At 63.8% G+C, this 18,954-nt stretch carries 15 protein-coding genes; 8 read left to right on the top strand and 7 right to left on the bottom strand.

Features of this window, described 5'->3' with window-relative positions; all coding sequences use genetic code 11:
- Positions 1-96 precede the first annotated feature (96 nt).
- Positions 97-975 carry an NAD(P)-dependent oxidoreductase gene (locus Cth01_RS01480; RefSeq protein ID WP_045838363.1) on the bottom strand — a complete coding sequence of 293 codons (879 nt, stop codon included), beginning with the start codon at positions 973-975 and terminating at the stop codon, positions 97-99.
- A 23-nt stretch (positions 976-998) separates the two neighbouring features.
- Here Cth01_RS01480 and Cth01_RS24430 point away from each other — a divergent pair, with 23 nt between their 5' ends.
- Entirely contained in the window at positions 999-1,124 is a 126-nt protein-coding gene (locus Cth01_RS24430; protein WP_255777529.1) for a hypothetical protein, read from the top strand.
- 49 nt (positions 1,125-1,173) lie between these two features.
- On the opposite strand, the gene Cth01_RS01475 is transcribed toward Cth01_RS24430, so the two are convergent.
- Together Cth01_RS01475 and Cth01_RS01470 are read right to left on the bottom strand one after the other, a co-directional pair.
- Entirely contained in the window at positions 1,174-2,151 is a 978-nt protein-coding gene (locus Cth01_RS01475; protein WP_012837214.1) for a GMP reductase, read from the bottom strand.
- 200 nt (positions 2,152-2,351) lie between these two features.
- On the bottom strand, positions 2,352-2,999 hold the full coding sequence (locus Cth01_RS01470) for a TetR/AcrR family transcriptional regulator (RefSeq protein WP_045838362.1): 648 nt from the start codon (positions 2,997-2,999) through the stop codon (positions 2,352-2,354).
- Between the two features lie 106 nt (positions 3,000-3,105).
- Between Cth01_RS01470 and Cth01_RS01465 the strand changes: the two genes are divergently transcribed.
- The 4 genes from Cth01_RS01465 to Cth01_RS01450 all read left to right on the top strand — a co-directional run bounded on the left by Cth01_RS01465 (position 3,106) and on the right by Cth01_RS01450 (position 10,156).
- Entirely contained in the window at positions 3,106-4,602 is a 1,497-nt protein-coding gene (locus Cth01_RS01465) for an efflux transporter outer membrane subunit (RefSeq protein WP_045838361.1), read from the top strand.
- A 127-nt stretch (positions 4,603-4,729) separates the two neighbouring features.
- Positions 4,730-5,902 carry an HlyD family secretion protein gene (locus tag Cth01_RS01460; protein ID WP_045838360.1) on the top strand — a complete coding sequence of 391 codons (1,173 nt, stop codon included), beginning with the start codon at positions 4,730-4,732 and terminating at the stop codon, positions 5,900-5,902.
- Between the two features lie 7 nt (positions 5,903-5,909).
- Entirely contained in the window at positions 5,910-7,490 is a 1,581-nt protein-coding gene (locus tag Cth01_RS01455; RefSeq protein WP_034389334.1) for a DHA2 family efflux MFS transporter permease subunit, read from the top strand.
- 182 nt (positions 7,491-7,672) lie between these two features.
- Positions 7,673-10,156 carry a UvrD-helicase domain-containing protein gene (locus Cth01_RS01450; RefSeq protein ID WP_045838359.1) on the top strand — a complete coding sequence of 828 codons (2,484 nt, stop codon included), beginning with the start codon at positions 7,673-7,675 and terminating at the stop codon, positions 10,154-10,156.
- A gap of 67 nt (positions 10,157-10,223) precedes the next feature.
- Here Cth01_RS01450 and Cth01_RS01445 read toward each other — a convergent pair whose 3' ends face one another.
- From Cth01_RS01445 to Cth01_RS01430, 4 genes are all read right to left on the bottom strand, one after another.
- Positions 10,224-12,230: a PhoX family protein gene (locus tag Cth01_RS01445; RefSeq protein ID WP_045838358.1), complete on the bottom strand. Its 2,007-nt coding sequence runs from the start codon at positions 12,228-12,230 to the stop codon at positions 10,224-10,226.
- A gap of 242 nt (positions 12,231-12,472) precedes the next feature.
- Complete coding sequence (locus tag Cth01_RS01440; protein WP_045838357.1) at positions 12,473-13,303, bottom strand: BPSS1780 family membrane protein; 831 nt, start codon at positions 13,301-13,303, stop codon at positions 12,473-12,475.
- A gap of 112 nt (positions 13,304-13,415) precedes the next feature.
- Positions 13,416-14,372: a homoserine kinase gene (locus Cth01_RS01435; protein WP_034353244.1), complete on the bottom strand. Its 957-nt coding sequence runs from the start codon at positions 14,370-14,372 to the stop codon at positions 13,416-13,418.
- 112 nt (positions 14,373-14,484) lie between these two features.
- Positions 14,485-14,847 carry a hypothetical protein gene (locus Cth01_RS01430; protein ID WP_003067794.1) on the bottom strand — a complete coding sequence of 121 codons (363 nt, stop codon included), beginning with the start codon at positions 14,845-14,847 and terminating at the stop codon, positions 14,485-14,487.
- A gap of 100 nt (positions 14,848-14,947) precedes the next feature.
- Between Cth01_RS01430 and polA the strand changes: the two genes are divergently transcribed.
- From polA to Cth01_RS01415, 3 genes are all read left to right on the top strand, one after another.
- Positions 14,948-17,761, top strand: a complete 2,814-nt coding sequence (gene polA / locus Cth01_RS01425; protein ID WP_045838356.1) for a DNA polymerase I — start codon at positions 14,948-14,950, stop codon at positions 17,759-17,761.
- A 207-nt stretch (positions 17,762-17,968) separates the two neighbouring features.
- Positions 17,969-18,631 (top strand): AzlC family ABC transporter permease, encoded by a 663-nt coding sequence (locus tag Cth01_RS01420; RefSeq protein ID WP_034353248.1) that lies wholly within the window; start codon positions 17,969-17,971, stop codon positions 18,629-18,631.
- Positions 18,628-18,939 (top strand): AzlD domain-containing protein, encoded by a 312-nt coding sequence (locus tag Cth01_RS01415; RefSeq protein ID WP_003067787.1) that lies wholly within the window; start codon positions 18,628-18,630, stop codon positions 18,937-18,939. Before Cth01_RS01420 ends, Cth01_RS01415 begins: the two co-directional genes overlap by 4 nt.
- The last annotated feature ends 15 nt before the right edge of the window (positions 18,940-18,954 follow it).

Here is an 18,954-nt window from a genome sequence, read left to right as displayed (position 1 = left end):
AGCTGAGCTAAGAGCCCCACACAACGCCTGCGCTGCAAGCGAGACCGCAATTATGCGCTAATTCTGGAGGGCTTGCAGGAAAACCCGCGGGTTTTTTTAATCCAGTGCGTTGCGGCGTTGCAATTCCACGAACAGGCCCGCCTGGTCCAGGTCGCCCAGGCCGTTTTTCACTCCCTCGGCATAGAGCTGCTCCAGCAGGCCGGTGATGGGCGCATCAAAGCCGACTTCCTCGGCCGTGGCGATGGCGTTGCGCATGTCCTTGAGCTGCACCGTCATGCGCCCACGTGGCGCAAAGTCGTGCTTGACCATGCGTTCGCCATGCACTTGCAGGATGCGGCTGTCGGCAAAGCCGCCGGAGATGGCTTCACGCACCTTGGCAGGGTTGGCACCGCCGCGTTCGGCCAGCAGCAGGGCTTCGGCCACGGCACCGATGGTGATGCCTACGATCATCTGGTTGGCCAGTTTCGCGAGCTGGCCTGCGCCATGCGGACCCACATGGGTGGCACGGCCCAGCGCGGCAAAGACAGGCAGGGCATGTTCGAAATCCGCAGCCTCGCCACCGGCCATGATGGCCAGCGTGCCGGCTTGCGCACCCAGCGTGCCGCCCGAGACGGGGGCATCCAGATGCCGCACGCCCAGCGCGGCAAGCTTGCCGGCATGTTCACGCGCTTCGCGTGGCTGGATGGAGGCCATGTCGATGAACAGCGAGCCCTTGGGCATGGCGTCGGCAACCCCCAGCGTGAACAGCACTTCGCCCACGATGGCGCCGCTCTCCAGCAGGCTCACGGCGAAGTCCACGCCGCGTACGGCATCTGCCGCGCTGTCATGGATGCTCGCGCCATCGGCAGCCAGCGGCTCGGCCTTGGCGCGGGTGCGGTTCCAGACGTGGACCTCATGGCCGGCCTGGGCCAGGCGGCGGGCCATGGGCAGGCCCATCATGCCCGTGCCCAGAACGGCGATCTTCAATGTGTTCATGGCGTTGTTTCCCTGGAGCTTTTATGAATGACGACATGCTAAGCCCTGGTGAGGCCGCAATCGCGGCCATGATCACAGATCAGTTGTGCGCGCAGGATGCAGAAAAAGGGACAGCCGAAAACAACAAGGGCAGCCTGAGCTGCCCTTGATGCTTTTTTTGGAGGTTCACCTTCGCGCTGGTGAGTCGCGCTTTACGGCCTACATCAGCAGATGCTCGCCGGCGTTGTCGCCGCCGAGGATGACGTAGTTGACCTTGCGGATGTCCATGAGCTTGGTGCCGCCTGCGTAGCTGATGGAGGACTGCACGTCCTGCTGCATCTCGACCAGCGTGTTCATCAGCGGGCCCTTGACGGGCTCCAGAATGCGCTTGCCTTCCACATGCTTGTACTCGCCCTTGTTGAAGTCGGAGGCCGAGCCGTAGTATTCCTTGAACAGTTGGCCGTCCACTTCCACGGTCTTGCCGGGCGATTCTTCATGGCCCGCAAACAGGGAGCCAATCATCACCATGGTGGCACCGAAACGGATGCTCTTGGCGATGTCGCCGTGGCTGCGGATGCCGCCGTCGGCAATGATGGGCTTGGTCGCCACGCGGGCGCACCACTTGAGCGCCGACAGCTGCCAGCCGCCCGTGCCGAAGCCGGTCTTGAGCTTGGTGATGCAAACCTTGCCGGGACCCACGCCGACCTTGGTGGCGTCCGCACCCCAGTTTTCGAGGTCGATCACGGCCTCGGGCGTGGCGACGTTGCCGGCAATCACAAAGGCCGCAGGGATCTTGGCCTTGATGTAGGCAATCATGTTCTTCACGCTCTCGGCATGGCCGTGGGCAATGTCGATGGTGATGTATTCGGGGCAGATGCCGTCGGCCACGAAACGGTCCACCGTCTCGTAGTCCGGCTGCTTGACACCCAGAGAGATGGAGGCAAACAGTCCCTTGGACTGCATGTCCTTGGTGAAGGCCACGTTGTCGATGTCAAAACGGTGCATCACATAGAAGAAACCGTTTTGTGCCAGATAAGTGCAGATCTTCTCGTCCACCACCGTCTTCATGTTGGCGGGCACCACAGGCAGCTTGAAGCTGCGGTTGCCCAGCACCACGCTGGTGTCACATTCCGAACGGCTTTCCACGCGGCACATGCGGGGCAGCAGAAGAATGTTGTCGTAGTCGAAGATTTCCATGGTTCCAAGCTCCGGAAAAGGTCACGGCGGGAATCTCACCCACCTCAATTTTCAAGGATAGGCGCTTGGCTTGGAGCCCGGTTTTTGGCGGTGCCGGCACGCAGCAGGCAAAAAAAAACCGGACCTCAAAAAACTTGGGCCCGGTGATTGATTCTATACGGCGCTGGCGCAAATCGTATGTCCAGACATAGTTATGAGGGTTATAAGGATTTTCTTATAGAGTAACTCTTGCCCTGCGTCTCACCCGATGTGCCATAGACCCGCATGAAGGCATCCACGGCGCGCTCGGTGCACAGGGCAATCTCCTGCGCAGTAGGGGCGGGCAGGTGCTGGAACATGAAGCGCGGCAGCAGCTCGGCCTCCAGCAGCGCCAGCAGATGATGGCGCATGACTTCTGTATCGGCATTGCGCAGCAGGTTGCGCTCTATGCCCTGCTGCAAAAAGGCGTTGATGGCAGCGTTGCCGCGCGCCGGCCCCATGTCCCAGCAGCGTTGGCCGATATTGGCGCGACCGCCTTCGGAAACCAGCAGGCGGCGCACGGCCATCACCTCCGGCGAATACAGCAGACCCAGGAAACGCTGGCCAAAGTTGCACAGCGTCTGCGCCGCATCGTCATTGCCGGTCTGCAGCGCCAGCATGGTGTTCTGGAAGTCGGCCTCGGAGGCCTGGAACATCACCTCCAGAAACAGCGCTTCCTTGGACGGGAAGTAGTTGTAGAGCGTGGCCTTGGAGCCGCCCAGCCGCGTGCAGATCTCGGACATGGAAGTGCGCTCGAAGCCCAGTTCGCCAAAGGTGGCCGCTGCAACGTCAATGATGGCTTGTCGCTTTTCTTCCGTTTTGGTGCGCATGGGGCGAAATGTCCTGGGGCGGTTGTGATGTCTTTCAGTGTAGCGCTTGCGATCTCAAACGCTGGAAACATATACTGTACCGTACAGTTCATTATTAAAGTATTTCATGACTCAATGCATAGCCGCCGCGCCGCAGAGGATTCGGCGCGGGCGCCATGGCTGGTGGGTTCTGGGCTTGCCGGCGGTTCTGGCAGCCTGTGCCCAGATTCCCGAATGGGAGGGCAAGGCCATGCTGGCGCAGCCCGTGCCCGAGACTCTGCAGGCTGCAAGCCATGCCCCGCCCATGGACTGGCCCACCCAGCAATGGTGGCAGCGCTATGGCGACGCACAGCTCGATCAGCTGATCGCCGAGGCTCTGGAGGGCGCTCCCGATATGGCGGCCGCCGCAGCCCGCGTGCTGCAGGCCAGGGCCATGCTGGGTGTGAGCGAAGCAGCTTCGGCGCCGCAGCTTTCCGCCCGCGCCTCGGTCAGCGAGGACAAGCTCAGCTACAACCATCTGACGCCAGAGGCCTTCGCGCCGCGCGGCATGAATGACTACGGCCGCGCCACGCTGGACCTGAGCTGGTCGCTGGATCTGTGGGGCAAGCAGCGCGCAGCCGTGGCCGCCGCTGCCGGCGAGCTGGCAGCGCGCGAGGCCGATGCAGCCCAGGCGCGTCTCTTGCTGTCCAGCAATGTGGCCCTGGCCTATGCGCAGCTGCTGCGCCTGGCCGCCAATGCGCAGACGCTGGAGCAATCGGTGCAGGTGCGCCGGACCACGGCCGAGTTGTTTGAGCAGCGCTATGCCAACGGGCTCGAAAACCAGGGCAGCGTGCACAGCGCCAGGGCGCGTCTGGCAGCCGCGCAGGCCGAGCTGGCACAGATGCAGGAGCAGGTCGCCTTGCAGCGCAACAGCATTGCTGCGCTGATCGGAGCCGCTCCCGATCGTGGTGCGGCCATCGTGCTCGATGCCGGGCGCCTGCAATCGCCGTGGCAGCAGCAATGGGCCTTGCCCGAGCAGTTGCCGGCGCATCTGCTGGGCCGTCGCCCCGATGTGGTGGCCGCCCGACTGCAGGCACAGGCGCTGGAGTCGCGCGTGGCATCGCAGCAGGCCGAGTTCTATCCCGATGTGAATCTCAGCGCCTTTGTCGGCGTGCAGTCGCTGGGCCTGGACATGCTGAGCCGCAGCGGCTCCGGCATCGCCAGCCTGGGCCCGGCCGTCAGCCTGCCGATCTTCAATGGCGGCCGCTTGCGCTCGCAACTGGGGGCAGCGCGTGCCCGTTATGACGAGGCGGTGGCCCAGTACCGCAGCACGCTCAACCGGGCCTTGCAGGAGGTGGCGGACAACGCCGTCAGCCAGCGAGCTCTGCAGCAGCAGATGACGGCCATGCAGCAGGCCGTGACGGCCGCGACCGAGGCGCATCGCGTGGCGCGCAACCGCTATGAGGGCGGGCTGGCGCGCTATCTCGATGTGCTGTCGGCCGAAGACCAGTTGCTGGCCAGCGTGCGCCAGCTGGTCGATGTGCAGTCGCGTGCGCTGACGCTCGATATCAGTCTGCATCGCGCACTGGGCGGCGGCTGGAGCGAGTCCGCCGGCGCCTCTGACGCGATCGCGCCAAAGGCCTGAGCCACTTTCCAGAACTGAATCACGACTTGCGCAAAACAGGTTCGGGCAAGACGACTGCCTCAGCAGGCAGGCTGTGATTGCAGTCTTGTTTGCGTGACTCCCATGAATATTTCCGAGGTTTTTTTGTATGACTGAAAACGCTTCTTCCGTGAGCGCGAATCCCGCTGCGCGCGAACAGCGCCGCAACCGGTTGCTGGCCGGGCTGGCTGGCGTGGTGCTGCTTGGCGGTGCGGTTGCCGGCGCCTATTGGTGGCTGCATGCCTCCCGCTTCGTCTCCACCGACAACGCCTATGCGGCGGCCGAGGTGGCGCAGGTCACGCCCTCCATAGGCGGCACGGTGCTGGAGGTACTGGTCAGGGACACCCAGGCCGTGAAGCAAGGCGATGTGCTGGTGCGCATCGATCCCACGGACGCCAGGCTGGCACTGGCCCAGGCCGAGGCCGAGCTGGCCCGTGCCATGCGCCGCGTCAAGGGCTATGTGGCCAATGATGGCGGCCTCAAGGCCCAGGTGACGGCGCGCGAAGCCGATGAAAAGCGCGCGGCCGCGCAGCTGCTGGCGGTCGAGGCCGATATGGAGCGTGCCACCATCGACCTGCAGCGCCGCCAGGCCTTGGCCAAGAGCGGTTCGGTCTCGGGCGAGGAACTGACGCAGGCGCAGAACGCTTTTGCCGCAGCCAAGGCGCAGCTGGCATCGGCCGTGGCCGCGCAGGCACAGGCCAGGGCCAACCGCGAAGCCGCCATTGGCGCCAAGCAGGTCAACGCCACCTTGATCGAGGGGGCGGATGCACAGAGCAACCCCGAAGTTCAGCTGGCGCAGGCGCGGCGCGATCAGGCCCAGGTCGATCTGGATCGCAGCACGGTGCGCGCTCCCGTCGATGGCGTGGTGGCCAGGCGCAGCGTGCAGATCGGGCAGCGCGTGCAGGCCGGCGCGCCCTTGATGACGGTGGTGCCGGTGCAGCAGATCTATGTGGATGCCAACTTCAAGGAAGGCCAGCTGGGCAAGGTGCGCGTGGGCCAGCGCGTGCAGCTGCAGTCCGATCTGTACGGCAGCGATGTGAAGTACAGCGGCACTGTGGTGGGCTTCAGCGGCGGCACCGGCTCGGCGTTTGCGGCCATTCCCGCGCAGAACGCCACGGGCAACTGGATCAAGGTGGTGCAGCGCCTGCCAGTGCGCATTCAGCTCGATGCCGCCGAGCTGGCCAAGAACCCGCTGCGCGTGGGCCTGTCCATGCAGGTGACGGTGGACACCCGCAGCGGCCCTGCCGACGCAGCCGGCGTGGCGACCACGGCCGCGCAGTGAGCGTCTCATGAGCGATCACAACGCAATTGCGGCCGCGGCGGCCGATGCGCCTGCCGTGCCCATGGCCGCCGGCATGGTGCCGCTGACGGGGGGCACGCTGTGGCTGGCGGCCCTGGTGCTGGCCGCGGCCAATTTCATGGCCGTGCTGGACATGACGGTGGCCAATGTCTCCGTGCCCAGCATTGCCGGCAACCTGGGCGCGACCACCAGCCAGGGCACCTGGGTCATCACCAGCTATGCGGTGGCCGAGGCCATCACCGTGCCGCTGACCGGCTGGCTGGCGGCGCGCTTCGGTGCGGTGCGCGTGTTTGCCACGGCCATGGGCTTGTTCGGTCTGGCATCGCTGCTGTGCGGCCTGGCCAATTCGCTGGGCATGCTGGTGTTTGCGCGCATCTTGCAGGGTCTGGCCGGCGGCCCGCTGATGCCGCTGTCCCAGTCGCTGCTGCTGCGTATCTTTCCGCCGCGCATGGCGCCCGCGGCCATCGGCCTGTGGTCCATGACCACGCTGATCGCGCCCGTGCTGGGCCCCATCGTGGGCGGCTGGATCTGCGACGAGTACACCTGGCACTGGATCTTTCTGATCAACATCCCGGTGGCCCTGGTGTGCGCGTTCGCGGTCTGGCATCTGGTCAGGCGCTACGAGCAGCCGCTGCTCAAGAACCCCATAGACACCGTGGGCCTGATGTTGCTCATCGTCTGGGTGGGTTCGCTGCAGCTGATGCTGGACGAAGGCAAGAACCTGGACTGGTTTGCCTCGCCCATGATCGTGGCGCTGGCCGTGGTGGCCGTGGTGGGCTTTGCGGCCTTCATGATCTGGGAGCTGCATGCCGAGCACCCGATCGTTGATCTGCGCGTCTTCAGACACCGCGGCTTTTCCATGGCCGTGCTGACCATCAGTCTGGCCTTTGCAGCCTTCTTCGCCGTCAATGTACTCACGCCGCTGTGGCTGCAGAGCTTCATGGGCTACACGGCCACGCTCGCGGGTCTGGTCACGGCCTGGACGGGCTTGTTCGCGCTCTTCGTGGCGCCGGCTGCCGCCGGGCTGGCGGCCCGGGTGGACCCGCGCCGGCTGATCTTTGGCGGCGTGTTCTGGATGGGGGTGATCACCTGCTGGCGCGCGTTTGCGACCACGGACATGGGCTATTGGGACATCGCCCTGCCGCTGATGTTCATGGGGCTGGGTCTGCCGTTCTTCTTCATACCGACCACCGGGCTGGCGCTGGCCAGCGTGGAGCCGCAGGAGATGGACAACGCCGCCGGCCTGATGAACTTTCTGCGCACCCTGTCGGGCGCGGCTGCGGTCTCCGTGGTCAACACGGCCTGGGAGAACGGCACGACGCGCAAGCATGCGGATCTGGTGGGTTTGAGCGATGCCAGCGGCGAGGTGCTGCACGGGCTGCAGCAGTCGGGCATGAGTCCCGATGCGGCGCTGTCGGCGCTCGATCAGCTCATCACCAGCCAGAGCGTGATGCTGGCCACCAACCAGATCATGTTCATCATCGCGGGCGGCTTTGTGCTGGCGGCCTGCGCGATCTGGCTGGCACCCAGGCCGAGCCGCACGGTCGAGCCCGGTGCGGGTGGACACTGAGTGTGAGTGCCGTGGCTTGAATGAATTGATAGCTGCTTGCGCTTAATATTCTTGCATTTCAGATATGAAAGTATCTGAAATCCATATTTATCAAGCGCAGGCAGCTTTTCTTTCAGGAGCATGAAGCCGCGAAAGCAGCAGCAAGTCGAAGGGAGTCGCCAGCATTTCTACAATGGGGGGCTATGTTCCCGATCGACCTGCTTGACTCCGCGCCAGACGGTGCAAATTCCGGCGCCAATCCCGCCTCTCACTCGCCCCTGCTGACCGGCCTCAACGATGAGCAGCTGGCCGCGGTGACCCTGCCTGCGGGCCATGCGCTGATTCTGGCTGGTGCCGGCTCGGGCAAGACGCGCGTGCTGACCACGCGCATCGCCTGGCTGCTGCAGACCGGGCAGGCCACGCCCGGCTCCATCATGGCCGTGACCTTCACCAACAAGGCCGCCAAGGAGATGCTCACGCGCCTGTCGGCCATGCTGCCCTACAACGTGCGCGGCATGTGGATAGGCACGTTCCACGGGCTGTGCAACCGACTGCTGCGCGCTCACTATCAGGCCGCGAAGTTGCCCCAGGCGTTTCAGATTCTGGATACGCAAGACCAGCTCTCGGCCATCAAGCGCCTGTGCAAGCAGTTCAACGTGGATGACGAGCGCTTTCCACCCAAGCAACTGATGTACTTCATCGCGGGCTGCAAGGAAGAGGGCATGCGGCCCGGCGATGTGGTGGCGACCGACCCCGACACTCGCAAGAAAGTGGAGCTGTACCAGCTCTACGAGGAGCAATGTCAGCGCGAAGGCGTGGTCGATTTCGGCGAGCTGATGCTGCGCAGCTACGAGCTGCTGCGTGACGATGCCCATCTGCGCCACCACTACCAGCGCCGCTTTCAGCATATCCTGGTGGACGAGTTCCAGGACACCAACAAGCTGCAGTACCAGTGGCTCAAGCAACTGGCGGGCGACGATGTGGGCGGGCGCTACGAGTCGGCCGCCAGCGTGATTGCAGTGGGTGACGACGACCAGAGCATCTATGCCTTTCGCGGAGCGCGCGTGGGCAATATGGCCGACTTCATCCGCGAGTTCGACGTCAAAAACCAGATCAAGCTGGAGCAGAACTACCGCAGCTACAGCAACATCCTCGACTGCGCCAATGCGCTGATCAGCCACAACAGCAACCGTCTGGGCAAGAACCTGCGCACCACCCAGGGCCCGGGCGAGCCGGTGCGCATCTACGAGGCGCCCAGCGATCTGGCCGAGGCTGCGTGGATGGTCGACGAGATCAAGCAACTGGTCAGAAACGACGGCTTCACACGCCAGGAAATTGCCGTGCTCTACCGCAGCAATGCGCAAAGCCGGGTGATCGAGTCGGCGCTGTTCAATTCCAAAATTCCCTACCGTGTGTACGGCGGCCTGCGCTTTTTCGAGCGCGCCGAAATCAAGCATGCGCTGGCCTATCTGCGCCTGCTGGAGAACCCGCACGACGACACCAGTTTCCTGCGCGTGGTGAACTTTCCCGCACGCGGCATAGGCGCGCGCACGATCGAAGTCCTGCAGGACACGGCACGCAGCAGCGGCACTTCGCTGAGCGACGCCGTCACCGCAGTGGGCGGCGCGGCTGGCACCAAGCTGCAGGGCTTTGTGGCCCAGATCGATGTGCTGCGCGAGCAGACGCAGGGGCGCACGCTGCGTGAAATCATCGAGACCGTGGAAGAGCAAAGCGGGCTGATCGAGCATTACCGCAACGAGAAGGAAGGCGCGGACCGCATCGAGAACTTGCAGGAACTGGTCACGGCTGCCGAGAGCTTTGTGACCCAGGAAGGCTTTGGCCGCGATGCCGTGGCCATGCCGCTGGACGAGCAGCAGAATGCGCCGCAGCTGAGCCAGTCGCCGGTCAGCCAGGGGCTGGACCCGAATCAGCCGCTGCTGGACGAGGCGCTCAAGGCACCGGCAGGTACTGCGGCCTCCATGGTCAATGCCGATACCGGCGAGACGCTGTCGCCGCTGCAGGCTTTTCTCGTGCATGCGGCGCTGGAAGCGGGCGACAACCAGGCCCAGGCAGGCCAGGATGCCGTGCAATTGATGACCGTGCATGCCTCCAAGGGCCTGGAGTTCGATGCAGTGTTCATCGGCGGCGTGGAGGAAGGCCTGTTCCCGCACGAGAATGCCATGATGGATCGTGGCGGTCTGGAGGAGGAGCGGCGCCTGGCCTATGTGGCTATCACGCGTGCGCGCAAGCGTCTGTATCTGAGCCATTCGCAGACGCGCATGCTGCATGGCCAGACGCGTTACAACGTCAAAAGCCGCTTCTTTGACGAGCTGCCCGAAGAAGCGCTCAAGTGGATCACGCCCAGGCAAAGCGGCTTTGGCAGTTTTGCGCCCTCTTCAGGCGCGGGTGGTGCCTGGGGATCAAGGGCTGGAGGTCAATACGGCTCGGGCTCGGGCTGGGGCGGCAAGCAGACCGAAGTCTTTGCCAGCCCGCCCGTGCCGCAGCAAAAGGCCGAGCCCGCGCACGGCATCAAGGCCGGTATCGCGGTGTTCCACAACAAGTTCGGCGAGGGCAAGGTGCTGGCGGTGGAGGGCACGGGTGACGATGCGCGCGCCCAGGTCAGCTTCGGCCGCCATGGCACCAAGTGGCTGGCGCTGGCGATTGCCAAGCTGACGATTGTGGACTGAGGGATAGCGCCTTTGCCCAGTAAAAAGCCGCCTTGTAGAAGGCGGCTTTTTTATGAGGCGTTGGCGCTTATTTGGCGCTGAGCTTCATCTGGGCGGGCGAGGCCGTGATGTAGCCCACGGCGGAGCCGAACTTGTCCTTGTAGTTGGCCTTGATCAGCGGATCCAGCTGGGTCTTGACGTTGGCGTGGATGCCGCCCCAGTCGCCAGCGTGCTGGAAGTTGCTCATGATGTAGGTCCAGCCGTTGATCTCGTCCACGGCATGCAGGCCGGTGGATTCACCACCTGCGGGCACGGACAGCACGCGCGACAGCTGCTTGGTGTCCACGTTGTAGGCCCACATGAAGTTGTTGACGTGCTGGCTGCTGTCCTCGCCGATGAACAGGGTGCGCATTTTCTCCGAGAACTTGAGGTTGTCGGGGTTGGCAATCTTGTTGGGGTTGGCGGTGTTACCCAGGGCGTCGCCCTTGAGGGTCTTGCCGTCGCTGTCCAGCAGATCCTCGCCAGCCAGCAGGGGAGCGGTGTCCACGGGCATCCATTCGCTGTTGATGGCCGTGCCGGTCGTGTCCTTCTGGCCGCCCTTGAGGTTCAGCGCCATCACCACGCCGGCGACCAGCTGCTTGGGCACGGAGACGCCGTTGCCAGGCACGTTGGCGGCATTGCCGGCCACCATGGAGGACTGCACGTTCTGCAGGGCGGAGTAGGCGATCTTGTCCTTGGCGTTGACGGTCGTGCCTTCCATCTTGGTGAAGCCCAGGCTGGCACCCTTGAAGGCTGCATAGCGATGGGTTTCGAGGAAGGCGGCGGCCTTGTCCATGCCGGGGTTGATCTTGATCCACTCGGTCTTGCCGTTGGCCACGATCTTGGTGTAGCTGGAGTCGCTCGGGTCGGCCTTGAGCACGGTCATGATGTCCGCAGGCTTGAGCGTGTTGGCCAGGTTCTCGATCTCGGCGCTGGTGGCAGAACCCAGCTTGATCCAGGTCAGGGGTGCAGCGCTCTTGGCTGCAGGGTCGATGGAGAAGCCCGCGCCGACCTTGGCGGCATACAGAGTGCCCGACGACAGGTCTTTTTCCTTGTCTGCCACGAAGACGAAATAGCCGCTGTTGGTGGCATCGTCACCCATGAGGGCGGTGCGCTGGTCGGGCATGACCTGCACCAGCTCGTGCGAGATGCGGCCCATGCAGAAGTGCTTCTTGATGGTGGCCGTGCCGTCGACATTGACGATCACTTCGGGCATGTGGCCGTAGTGGTAGGGGTTAGCCTTGTTCTGGTCGCCATACAGGTTCTGGCTGTAAGCCTGGAACATGGTGTTGCTGCCGATGCTGAAGGCATCGGGCTCGTACTCTTCCGACGACAGATGGGTGCCCCAGGGCGACAGGCTGGCACCGCAGGTGATCCACAGTCCATGAACCTTGGAGGTGTCCACATTGTGGTATTTCACCAGGCTCAGCTTGCCGGTGCTCTGGTCCTGGTCCAGCGTCAGCACGGCGATGGGCGAGGGCAGCTTGCCGTACATATCGGTCTTGCCGTCCTGAGCCCAGGTGGTGTACTCGAACTGCACCACGGCAAAGACGGGCTTGCCCTTGACGCCTTCTACCTTGGCATCAGGAACGGTCAGCAGCGAGGTGCCGTCGGGCGAATCGGAGAAGAAGTGGCGCTCTTTGCCAGCGACCGTCTTGTCGATGATCTTGTTGTTGTAGATGTCGTAGTAACCACCGGCCAGCACCTGGTCGCCCTTGCCGTTGGAGACCATGTCGCCGGTCACGAAGAAAGGCTGATAGCCCAGGTTGTAGACCTGCTCGCTCTTGTCGTCGAAAGCGACCTTGAGCTGCGAGGCCGCATACATGGTCGCCATCTTGTCAGGGGTGCTCAGCGTAGGCGCGGCCATGCTGGTGAAGCTGGCGGAAACATAGTTCTTGGTGACGGGAGGCGTCGTAGGCGTTGTCGGGGTGTCGTCATCACCACCACCACATGCTGCCAGCAGGCTGGATGCGGACACGACCGAACCCAGTGGGAGCAGAGGAGCGCCGGAAAAGAGTTGCAGGGCCTTACGACGGCTGAGCAGATTTTGTGCCATGAGAGTTTCGCAGTGTGGGGTGAAGCGCAGACTTGGGGCCGCGCTGAATTGGATGAATGCCAGGACATGAGATGCATGCCTTGGTCAGTCCTGCGAATCCTAGGAAACAAATATGACAGTGCCGTGGCGGCTTGATGACGCCGGGATGAATGATCTGCTGGCGCGGGCCTTTGTTCGGCCCATAAAAAAAGCCCCGACCTGGGGTCGGGGCTGGTGCTGGTGCAGGGTGGTAGTGCTCGAGCTTACGAATCCGATGATGGCGGCGCTGTGCCCGACGAGGAGTCGATCAGAGTCTGGTCGGCATCGGGCGGGCTGAAGCTGTCACGGAAGGTAAACACAATCGAGGTAAAAAAGATGGCTGCCAGCATCAGTGCCGTTGCCACCATCAGGCCACCGGCAATGCTGCCGATGAGCATGGCAAGGATGCCGGTCACGATGGCCAGGGCCATGCCGGAGACGATGAACACGCCGATCCAGCAGACACCGAACACCAGATAGGCACCGATATTGCGAATGCAGCCGACAAAGCTGAAGAACAGCGATTTGATGGGGCTGATGCCATGCCAGTGGATGAGCGCCGGAGCATGCCAGAAGGCCAGCGACAGCGGCAGGTAGAGAAACATGCTCAGCCACATGGCGGACTGGAACTCGGGCTCTTCGGCCAGTTCGCGGGTCATGGGAGTCTGACCCAGGTAGACGCTGGCAAACGTGCCGCCGTCCACAAGGCTGGAGGCACCGATGATGAGCAAAAAGCCTGCGGCATAGAGGCCGCCCAGCATCAGCATGGAGTGCAGATGCTGGCTGCCGGAGCGGAAAGCCACCAGCAGCAGCGCCGGTGTGGGCTTGCGGCCGTGGGCGGCTTCGGATGCCGCGACCATCATGGTCAGCGAGATGCATGGCAGCAGTGCCAGTGCAATGACGGGGCCGATCAGCGGCAGGGCCGAGATCAGAGACATGCTGGCCATGCCCAGAAAGAACAGGGCGGCCAGGGCCAGGGGCTGGCTTTTGAAGGTGCGCAGACCCTGCAGCACCCATTGCAGACCGGTGCCGGGTGGAACGATTTGAAGTTTCATGGAAGAGGCTGAAATACTTTTGCGAGAGCGTGCAAAAGTCGCTTCTTGCACTGTACCCGAGACGGCTGAGCGGGGCCATCAAAAGCCCCGGAGCAATCAGCTTGCCTGGTACTCAGTCCAGCGTCAGCGGATGTGCGATGCGCTGGCTCAGCACGCGCTCGAAGTGGGTGGGGTCGTGGGGCTGCAGCAGTGCGGCTTCACGCGGCAGATGGAAGTCCCAGAGGCGGGAGATCCAGAAACGCAGGGCGCCGGCACGCAACTGGGCGTTGAGCAACTCGCGCTCGGGCCCGGTCAGCGGACGCACGGCCTGGTAGGCCGCAAGCATGGCTTTGGCGCGCTCGGCATCATGTGCACCTGTTGCGTGATCGATACACCAATCGTTGAGGCAGACCGCAAGATCGAAGAGCCAGGTGTCCACGCCCGCGAAATAGAAGTCGAAAAAACCGGTCAGCCGGTCGCCGTCGAACATCACGTTGTCGCGGAACAGGTCGGCATGGATGGGGCCGCGCGGCAGGGCCGCATAGCTGGCCGAGGCGGCGATATGGTTCTGATAGGCCAGCTCGGCGCGCAGCATGGCGGCGGTTTCCTCGCCCAGATGGGGCAGGACCACGGGCACGGTTTCATTCCACCAGGGCAGGCCGCGCAGATTGGGCTGCTGCCGGTTGTAGTCCTGACCGGCCAGGTGCATGCGCGCCAGCATCTCGCCCACGGCAGCGCAGTGCACGGCAGCCGGGGTCAGCTGGCTTTTGCCGGCCAGGCGGTTGACGATGGATGCGGGCTTGCCGCAGACCTTGAGCAGAATGTCACCGCTGCGTGCCTCGCCCTGCGGGTCCGGCACGGGAATCCCGGCTTGTGCCAGATGCTTCATCAGGTAGAGGTAAAAAGGCAGTTGCTCGGCACTCAGGCGCTCGAACAGTGTCAGCACCCACTCTCCCTGGTCGGTCGTCAGAAAATAGTTGGTGTTTTCAATGCCGCCTTGAATGCCGCGCAATTCCTTGAACGCGCCTAGGGACATGCGGCGCAGCAGCTCGCGCGCATCTTTATCGGAAACTTCGGTGAAAACAGCCATGGTGAATACGCCGGTCTGGGGCGACCGACCGAACTAGCGGGGAGAAGGTGTCTATATGCAACAGGGCAGTGAAGCACTGCCCTGTCATGAATGGGGGAAAGCGCGCCGCGCTTCAGAATTTGATGAAATTCCAGACGCGGGTGCCCGTGGTGTCGCCGCTGTTGTTGTCGCGGTTGCGGGCTGCGCGGGCGCCGTCGTTGGACTGCACCTCGTACTCGGGCATGGAGCCTACCTTGGGTTGCACGGTGATGCTCTGGGTCTGACCGCCCACACGGGTTTCATCCACACGGCTGCCAGCATCTTCCACGCGGATATGTTCGATCCGCTGGTTGTGCCTGCCGGTCGCCGCCGCGTTGTCCTGCTGGCCCTGGGGCGCAGGAGCGACCACGGCATTGGCCGGAGCAGGAGTGGGGGACTGGGCCAGAACGGATCCGGCAGCCAGGCTCAGGATGATGAAAAGTGGTGCAGCGCGCATGATGCATAGATTGTAGGGCGACTTCGAATTGTCCCGCCAGGCGCAGCCTGTCTTTGGGCGGCAGACTGCAGGAGCCGGGCACGCGTGCACAATCCGGGGTATGAGCAATTCCAAGACCCTGGTGCTGGTGGACGGCTCCAGCTACCTCTACCGCGCCTACCATGCCATGCCCGACCTGCGGGCGATTCCAGGCGACCCGGCCAGCCCGGCCACGGGCGCCATCCGCGGCATGGTGAACATGATGCAGGCGCTGAGGAAGGATGTGCAGGCCGATTACGCCGTCTGCGTGTTCGACGCCTCGGGCCCGACCTTCCGCGACGAGATGTACACCGAGTACAAGGCCACGCGCTCGCCCATGCCCGATGACTTGCGCAGCCAGATCGAGCCCATCCACGAGGTGGTTCAACTGCTGGGCTGGAAGGTGGTGGCCGTGCCCGGCGTGGAAGCCGATGACGTGATTGCCACGCTGGCGCAGACCGCGGCGGCCCAGGGCATACAGGTCATCGTCTCCAGCGGCGACAAGGACTTGAGCCAGTTGGTGGGCGAGCATGTGACCATCATCGACACCATGAACGGCAAAAAGCGCGACGTGGCCGGGGTGACGGCCGAGTTCGGCGTGCCGCCGGCGCTGATGATCGACTACCAGGCCCTGGTGGGCGATACCGTGGACAACGTGCCCGGCGTCACCAAGGTCGGACCCAAGACTGCGGCCAAGTGGCTGGAGGAGTATGGTTCGCTGGACAATCTGATCGCCCACGCGGCAGATATCAAGGGCGTTGCCGGTCAGAACCTGCGCGATGCGATTGCCAGCGGTCAGCTGGCGCTGAGCCGCCAGTTGGTGACCATGAAGACCGACTGCGATCTGTCCTCCTATATCAGCGGCCTGCCGCAGCTCGATGCTGTCACGCTGGCCGAGCCCGATAGCGCAGCGCTTGCGCCCTTCTACGAGAAATACGGCTTCAAGGGGCTGGTGCGCACGCTGGGCGCCGCGGCGGCCGAAGCCAAGGCGGCCAAGCCAGGCAAGGCTGCCAAGGTCGACAGTGCCCAGGGCGGCCTGTTCGATGCTGATGACGCGGCGGCGACCGAGGTCGCCGTGACTGCCCAGCAGCGCGATGTCCTCTACACCACGATTCTGAGCGAGGCTCAGCTCGATGAATGGCTGGCCAAGATCAGCGCCGCCGAGCTGACCGCACTGGATACGGAGACCGATTCGCTGGACGAGATGGTGGCCCGCATCGTCGGCATCTCCTTCAGCGTGGCCGTGGGCGAGGCCGCCTATATTCCGCTGCGCCACGAAGGCATGGATGTGCCCGAGCAGCTCGATATGGACATGGTGCTGTCCAGGCTCAAGCCCTGGCTGGAAGATGCCGGCAAGAAGAAGCTGGGCCAGCATGTCAAATACGACCAGCATGTGTTTGCCAATCACGGCATCACCGTGCGCGGCTATGCGCACGACACCATGCTGCAGTCCTATGTGCTCGAAGCCGACCGCCCGCACAATCTGACCAGCCTGGCGCTGCGCCACGTAAGTCGTACTGGCATCAGCTACGAGGACCTGTGCGGCAAGGGCAAGAACCAGATTCCGTTTACCCAGGTGAGCGTGGACAAGGCCGCTGCGTACAGCTGCGAGGACTCCGACCAGACGCTGGACGTGCACAACACCTTGTGGCCGCGCATCCAGGCCCATGCCGGGCTGCTGCATATCTACGAGCTGGAAATGCAGACCAGCGAAGCGCTGTTTCGCATCGAGCGCAATGGCGTCAGCATTGACGCGGGCGAGCTGGCGCGCCAGAGCAATGATCTGGGCGCGCGCATCCTCAAGCTCGAGGAAGAGGCTTACGAGATTGCGGGCCAGCCCTTCAATCTGTCTTCGCCCAAGCAGCTGGGAGAGATCTTCTTCGACAAGCTGGGCATGCCCGTCGTGAAGAAGACCGCCACCGGCGCGCGCAGCACGGACGAGGAAGTGCTGGAAAAGCTGGCCGAGGACTATCCGCTGCCCGCCAAGCTGCTTGAGCACCGCTCGCTGTCCAAGCTCAAGGGAACCTACACCGACAAGCTGGCGCAGATGGCCCTGCCCAGCGATGGCCGCGTGCACACCCACTACGCCCAGGCCGTGGCGGTGACGGGGCGTTTGTCCAGCAACGACCCCAATCTGCAGAATATTCCCGTGCGCACGCCCGAAGGCCGTCGCGTGCGCGAAGCCTTTGTGGCCCCCGAGGGCAAGCTGATTGCCAGCGCCGATTATTCGCAGATCGAGCTGCGCATCATGGCCCATCTGTCGGGCGACGAGGCCCTGCTGAGCGCCTTCAAGAACGGCCTGGACGTGCACCGCGCCACGGCCGCCGAAGTCTTCGGCGTGAGCGTGGACGAGGTCAGCAGCGAGCAGCGCCGCTATGCCAAGGTCATCAATTTCGGCCTGATCTATGGCATGAGCAGCTTCGGCCTGGCCAAGAACCTGGGCATTGAAACCAAGGCAGCGGCTGCTTATATCGACAAATACTTCCAGCGCTATCCCGGCGTGAAGCGCTATATGGACCAGACCGTGGAGCTGGCCCACGCTCAGGGCTATGTGGAGACCGTCTTCGGCCGCCGCCTGGTGCTGCCCGAGATCAATGGCGGCAACGGCCCGCGCAAGAAAGCGGCCGAGCGCGCCGCCATCAACGCCCCCATGCAGGGCACGGCGGCCGATCTGATCAAGAAGGCCATGGTGGCTGTGCAGGCCAGGCTGGATGCCGAAAAGCCCGAGGTGCTGGTCATCATGCAGGTGCATGACGAACTGGTGTTCGAGCTGCCTGAATCCGCCAGGGACTGGGTGCAGGCCGAGATCCCGGCCATCATGGCTGGCGTGGCCGACCTGTCCGTGCCGCTGCTGGCCGAGATCGGCTTTGGCAGCAGCTGGGAAAAAGCGCATTGAGCTTTTCACCAACAGGCGCACTGATACGCGTTCGTCCCGGGGGCGCCCAGGTCTTGCCGAGGCGAATCCTTAAAAAAGAGAGCTGCCTGCGCTTTTTAATAAAGAACTTCAGATTGTTTTTGGCCTGAAGTGCTTTGTTCACATGCGCTGTCAGCTCCTGAATTGTTCTAGCTTGTTGCGGGAAATATCTTGTTCAAAGGCTTTGCAATGACGCCCGCCGTGCGCATGGGGCTGTCGATTTCGGTGGCGACGGGGCTGTACGGCATCTCCTTCGGTGCGCTTTCCGTGGCGGCCGGCCTCAATCTCTGGCAGACCATGGCGCTGAGCGCGCTGATGTTCACAGGCGGTTCGCAGTTCGCCTTCATCGGCGTTGTGGCGGGCGGCGGCAGCGGCATGGCGGCCGTCAGCGCTGCCTCGCTTCTGGGCGTGCGCAATGCCATCTACGGCATGCAGATGAGCCGTCTGCTGGGCGTCAAAGGGCTGCAGCGCTGGCTGGCCGCGCACTGGACCATCGACGAATCCGCAGCCACGGCATCGGGGCAGGAAGATCTGGCCGAGCAGCGGCGCGGCTTCTGGGTTGCCGGGGCGGGCGTGTTCCTGCTCTGGAATCTGTTCACCTTGCTGGGCGCGCTGATGGGCAATGCGCTGGGCGACACGCGCCGTTTCGGTCTTGACGGTGCCGCCGTGGCGGCCTTTCTCGGCCTGCTCTGGCCGCGCCTGAATGCGCGCGAGCCGGTGGCGCTGGCACTGGCCTGCGGCCTGGTCACGGCCCTGGCCATACCCTGGGTGCCCGCAGGCGTGCCGATTCTGCTGGCCGCGGCCCTGGGCGCCTTCTGGGGCTGGGTGCGCCCTTCGGAGGCTGAGCAATGACGCTGTCCCTGTGGCAATGGATCTTGCTGGCCTGTGCGCTGGCCTTTGTGACCAAGCTGCTGGGCTACAGCCTGCCCGAGCGCTGGATGCGCAGCCCGCGCATGGCCCAGATCGCGGCCTGTCTGACGGTGGCGCTGCTGGCATCGCTGACGGTGATGAACACCCTGGCCAGCGGCACGCGCATCAGCCTGGATGCGCGCCTGGGCGCCTTGCTGGTGGCGGCGCTGGCCCTGTGGCTGCGGGCACCATTCCTGCTGGTGGTGATTCTGGGGGCAGCTGCTGCGGCGCTGCTGCGCTGGCTGGTCTGAACTGACTGCAAGGCA

This window comes from Comamonas thiooxydans (genome assembly GCF_000964545.1).
In the GTDB taxonomy this organism is placed as follows: domain Bacteria; phylum Pseudomonadota; class Gammaproteobacteria; order Burkholderiales; family Burkholderiaceae_C; genus Comamonas; species Comamonas thiooxydans.
Note: the sequence above shows the minus strand (reverse complement) of the source record. Positions and strands in the feature narration are given on the sequence as shown.

Coding starts and splice junctions, on each gene's coding strand:
- Cth01_RS01450 (WP_045838359.1), top strand. CDS start 7,673: ATGTTCCCGATCGACCTGCTTGACTCCGCGCCAGACGGTGCAAATTCC.
- Cth01_RS01440 (WP_045838357.1), bottom strand. CDS start 13,303: ATGAAACTTCAAATCGTTCCACCCGGCACCGGTCTGCAATGGGTGCTG.
- polA (WP_045838356.1), top strand. CDS start 14,948: ATGAGCAATTCCAAGACCCTGGTGCTGGTGGACGGCTCCAGCTACCTC.
- Cth01_RS01415 (WP_003067787.1), top strand. CDS start 18,628: ATGACGCTGTCCCTGTGGCAATGGATCTTGCTGGCCTGTGCGCTGGCC.
- Cth01_RS01430 (WP_003067794.1), bottom strand. CDS start 14,847: ATGCGCGCTGCACCACTTTTCATCATCCTGAGCCTGGCTGCCGGATCC.
- Cth01_RS01460 (WP_045838360.1), top strand. CDS start 4,730: ATGACTGAAAACGCTTCTTCCGTGAGCGCGAATCCCGCTGCGCGCGAA.
- Cth01_RS01475 (WP_012837214.1), bottom strand. CDS start 2,151: ATGGAAATCTTCGACTACGACAACATTCTTCTGCTGCCCCGCATGTGC.
- Cth01_RS01435 (WP_034353244.1), bottom strand. CDS start 14,372: ATGGCTGTTTTCACCGAAGTTTCCGATAAAGATGCGCGCGAGCTGCTG.
- Cth01_RS01445 (WP_045838358.1), bottom strand. CDS start 12,230: ATGGCACAAAATCTGCTCAGCCGTCGTAAGGCCCTGCAACTCTTTTCC.
- Cth01_RS01480 (WP_045838363.1), bottom strand. CDS start 975: ATGAACACATTGAAGATCGCCGTTCTGGGCACGGGCATGATGGGCCTG.
- Cth01_RS24430 (WP_255777529.1), top strand. CDS start 999: ATGAATGACGACATGCTAAGCCCTGGTGAGGCCGCAATCGCGGCCATG.
- Cth01_RS01420 (WP_034353248.1), top strand. CDS start 17,969: ATGACGCCCGCCGTGCGCATGGGGCTGTCGATTTCGGTGGCGACGGGG.
- Cth01_RS01470 (WP_045838362.1), bottom strand. CDS start 2,999: ATGCGCACCAAAACGGAAGAAAAGCGACAAGCCATCATTGACGTTGCA.
- Cth01_RS01455 (WP_034389334.1), top strand. CDS start 5,910: ATGAGCGATCACAACGCAATTGCGGCCGCGGCGGCCGATGCGCCTGCC.
- Cth01_RS01465 (WP_045838361.1), top strand. CDS start 3,106: ATGACTCAATGCATAGCCGCCGCGCCGCAGAGGATTCGGCGCGGGCGC.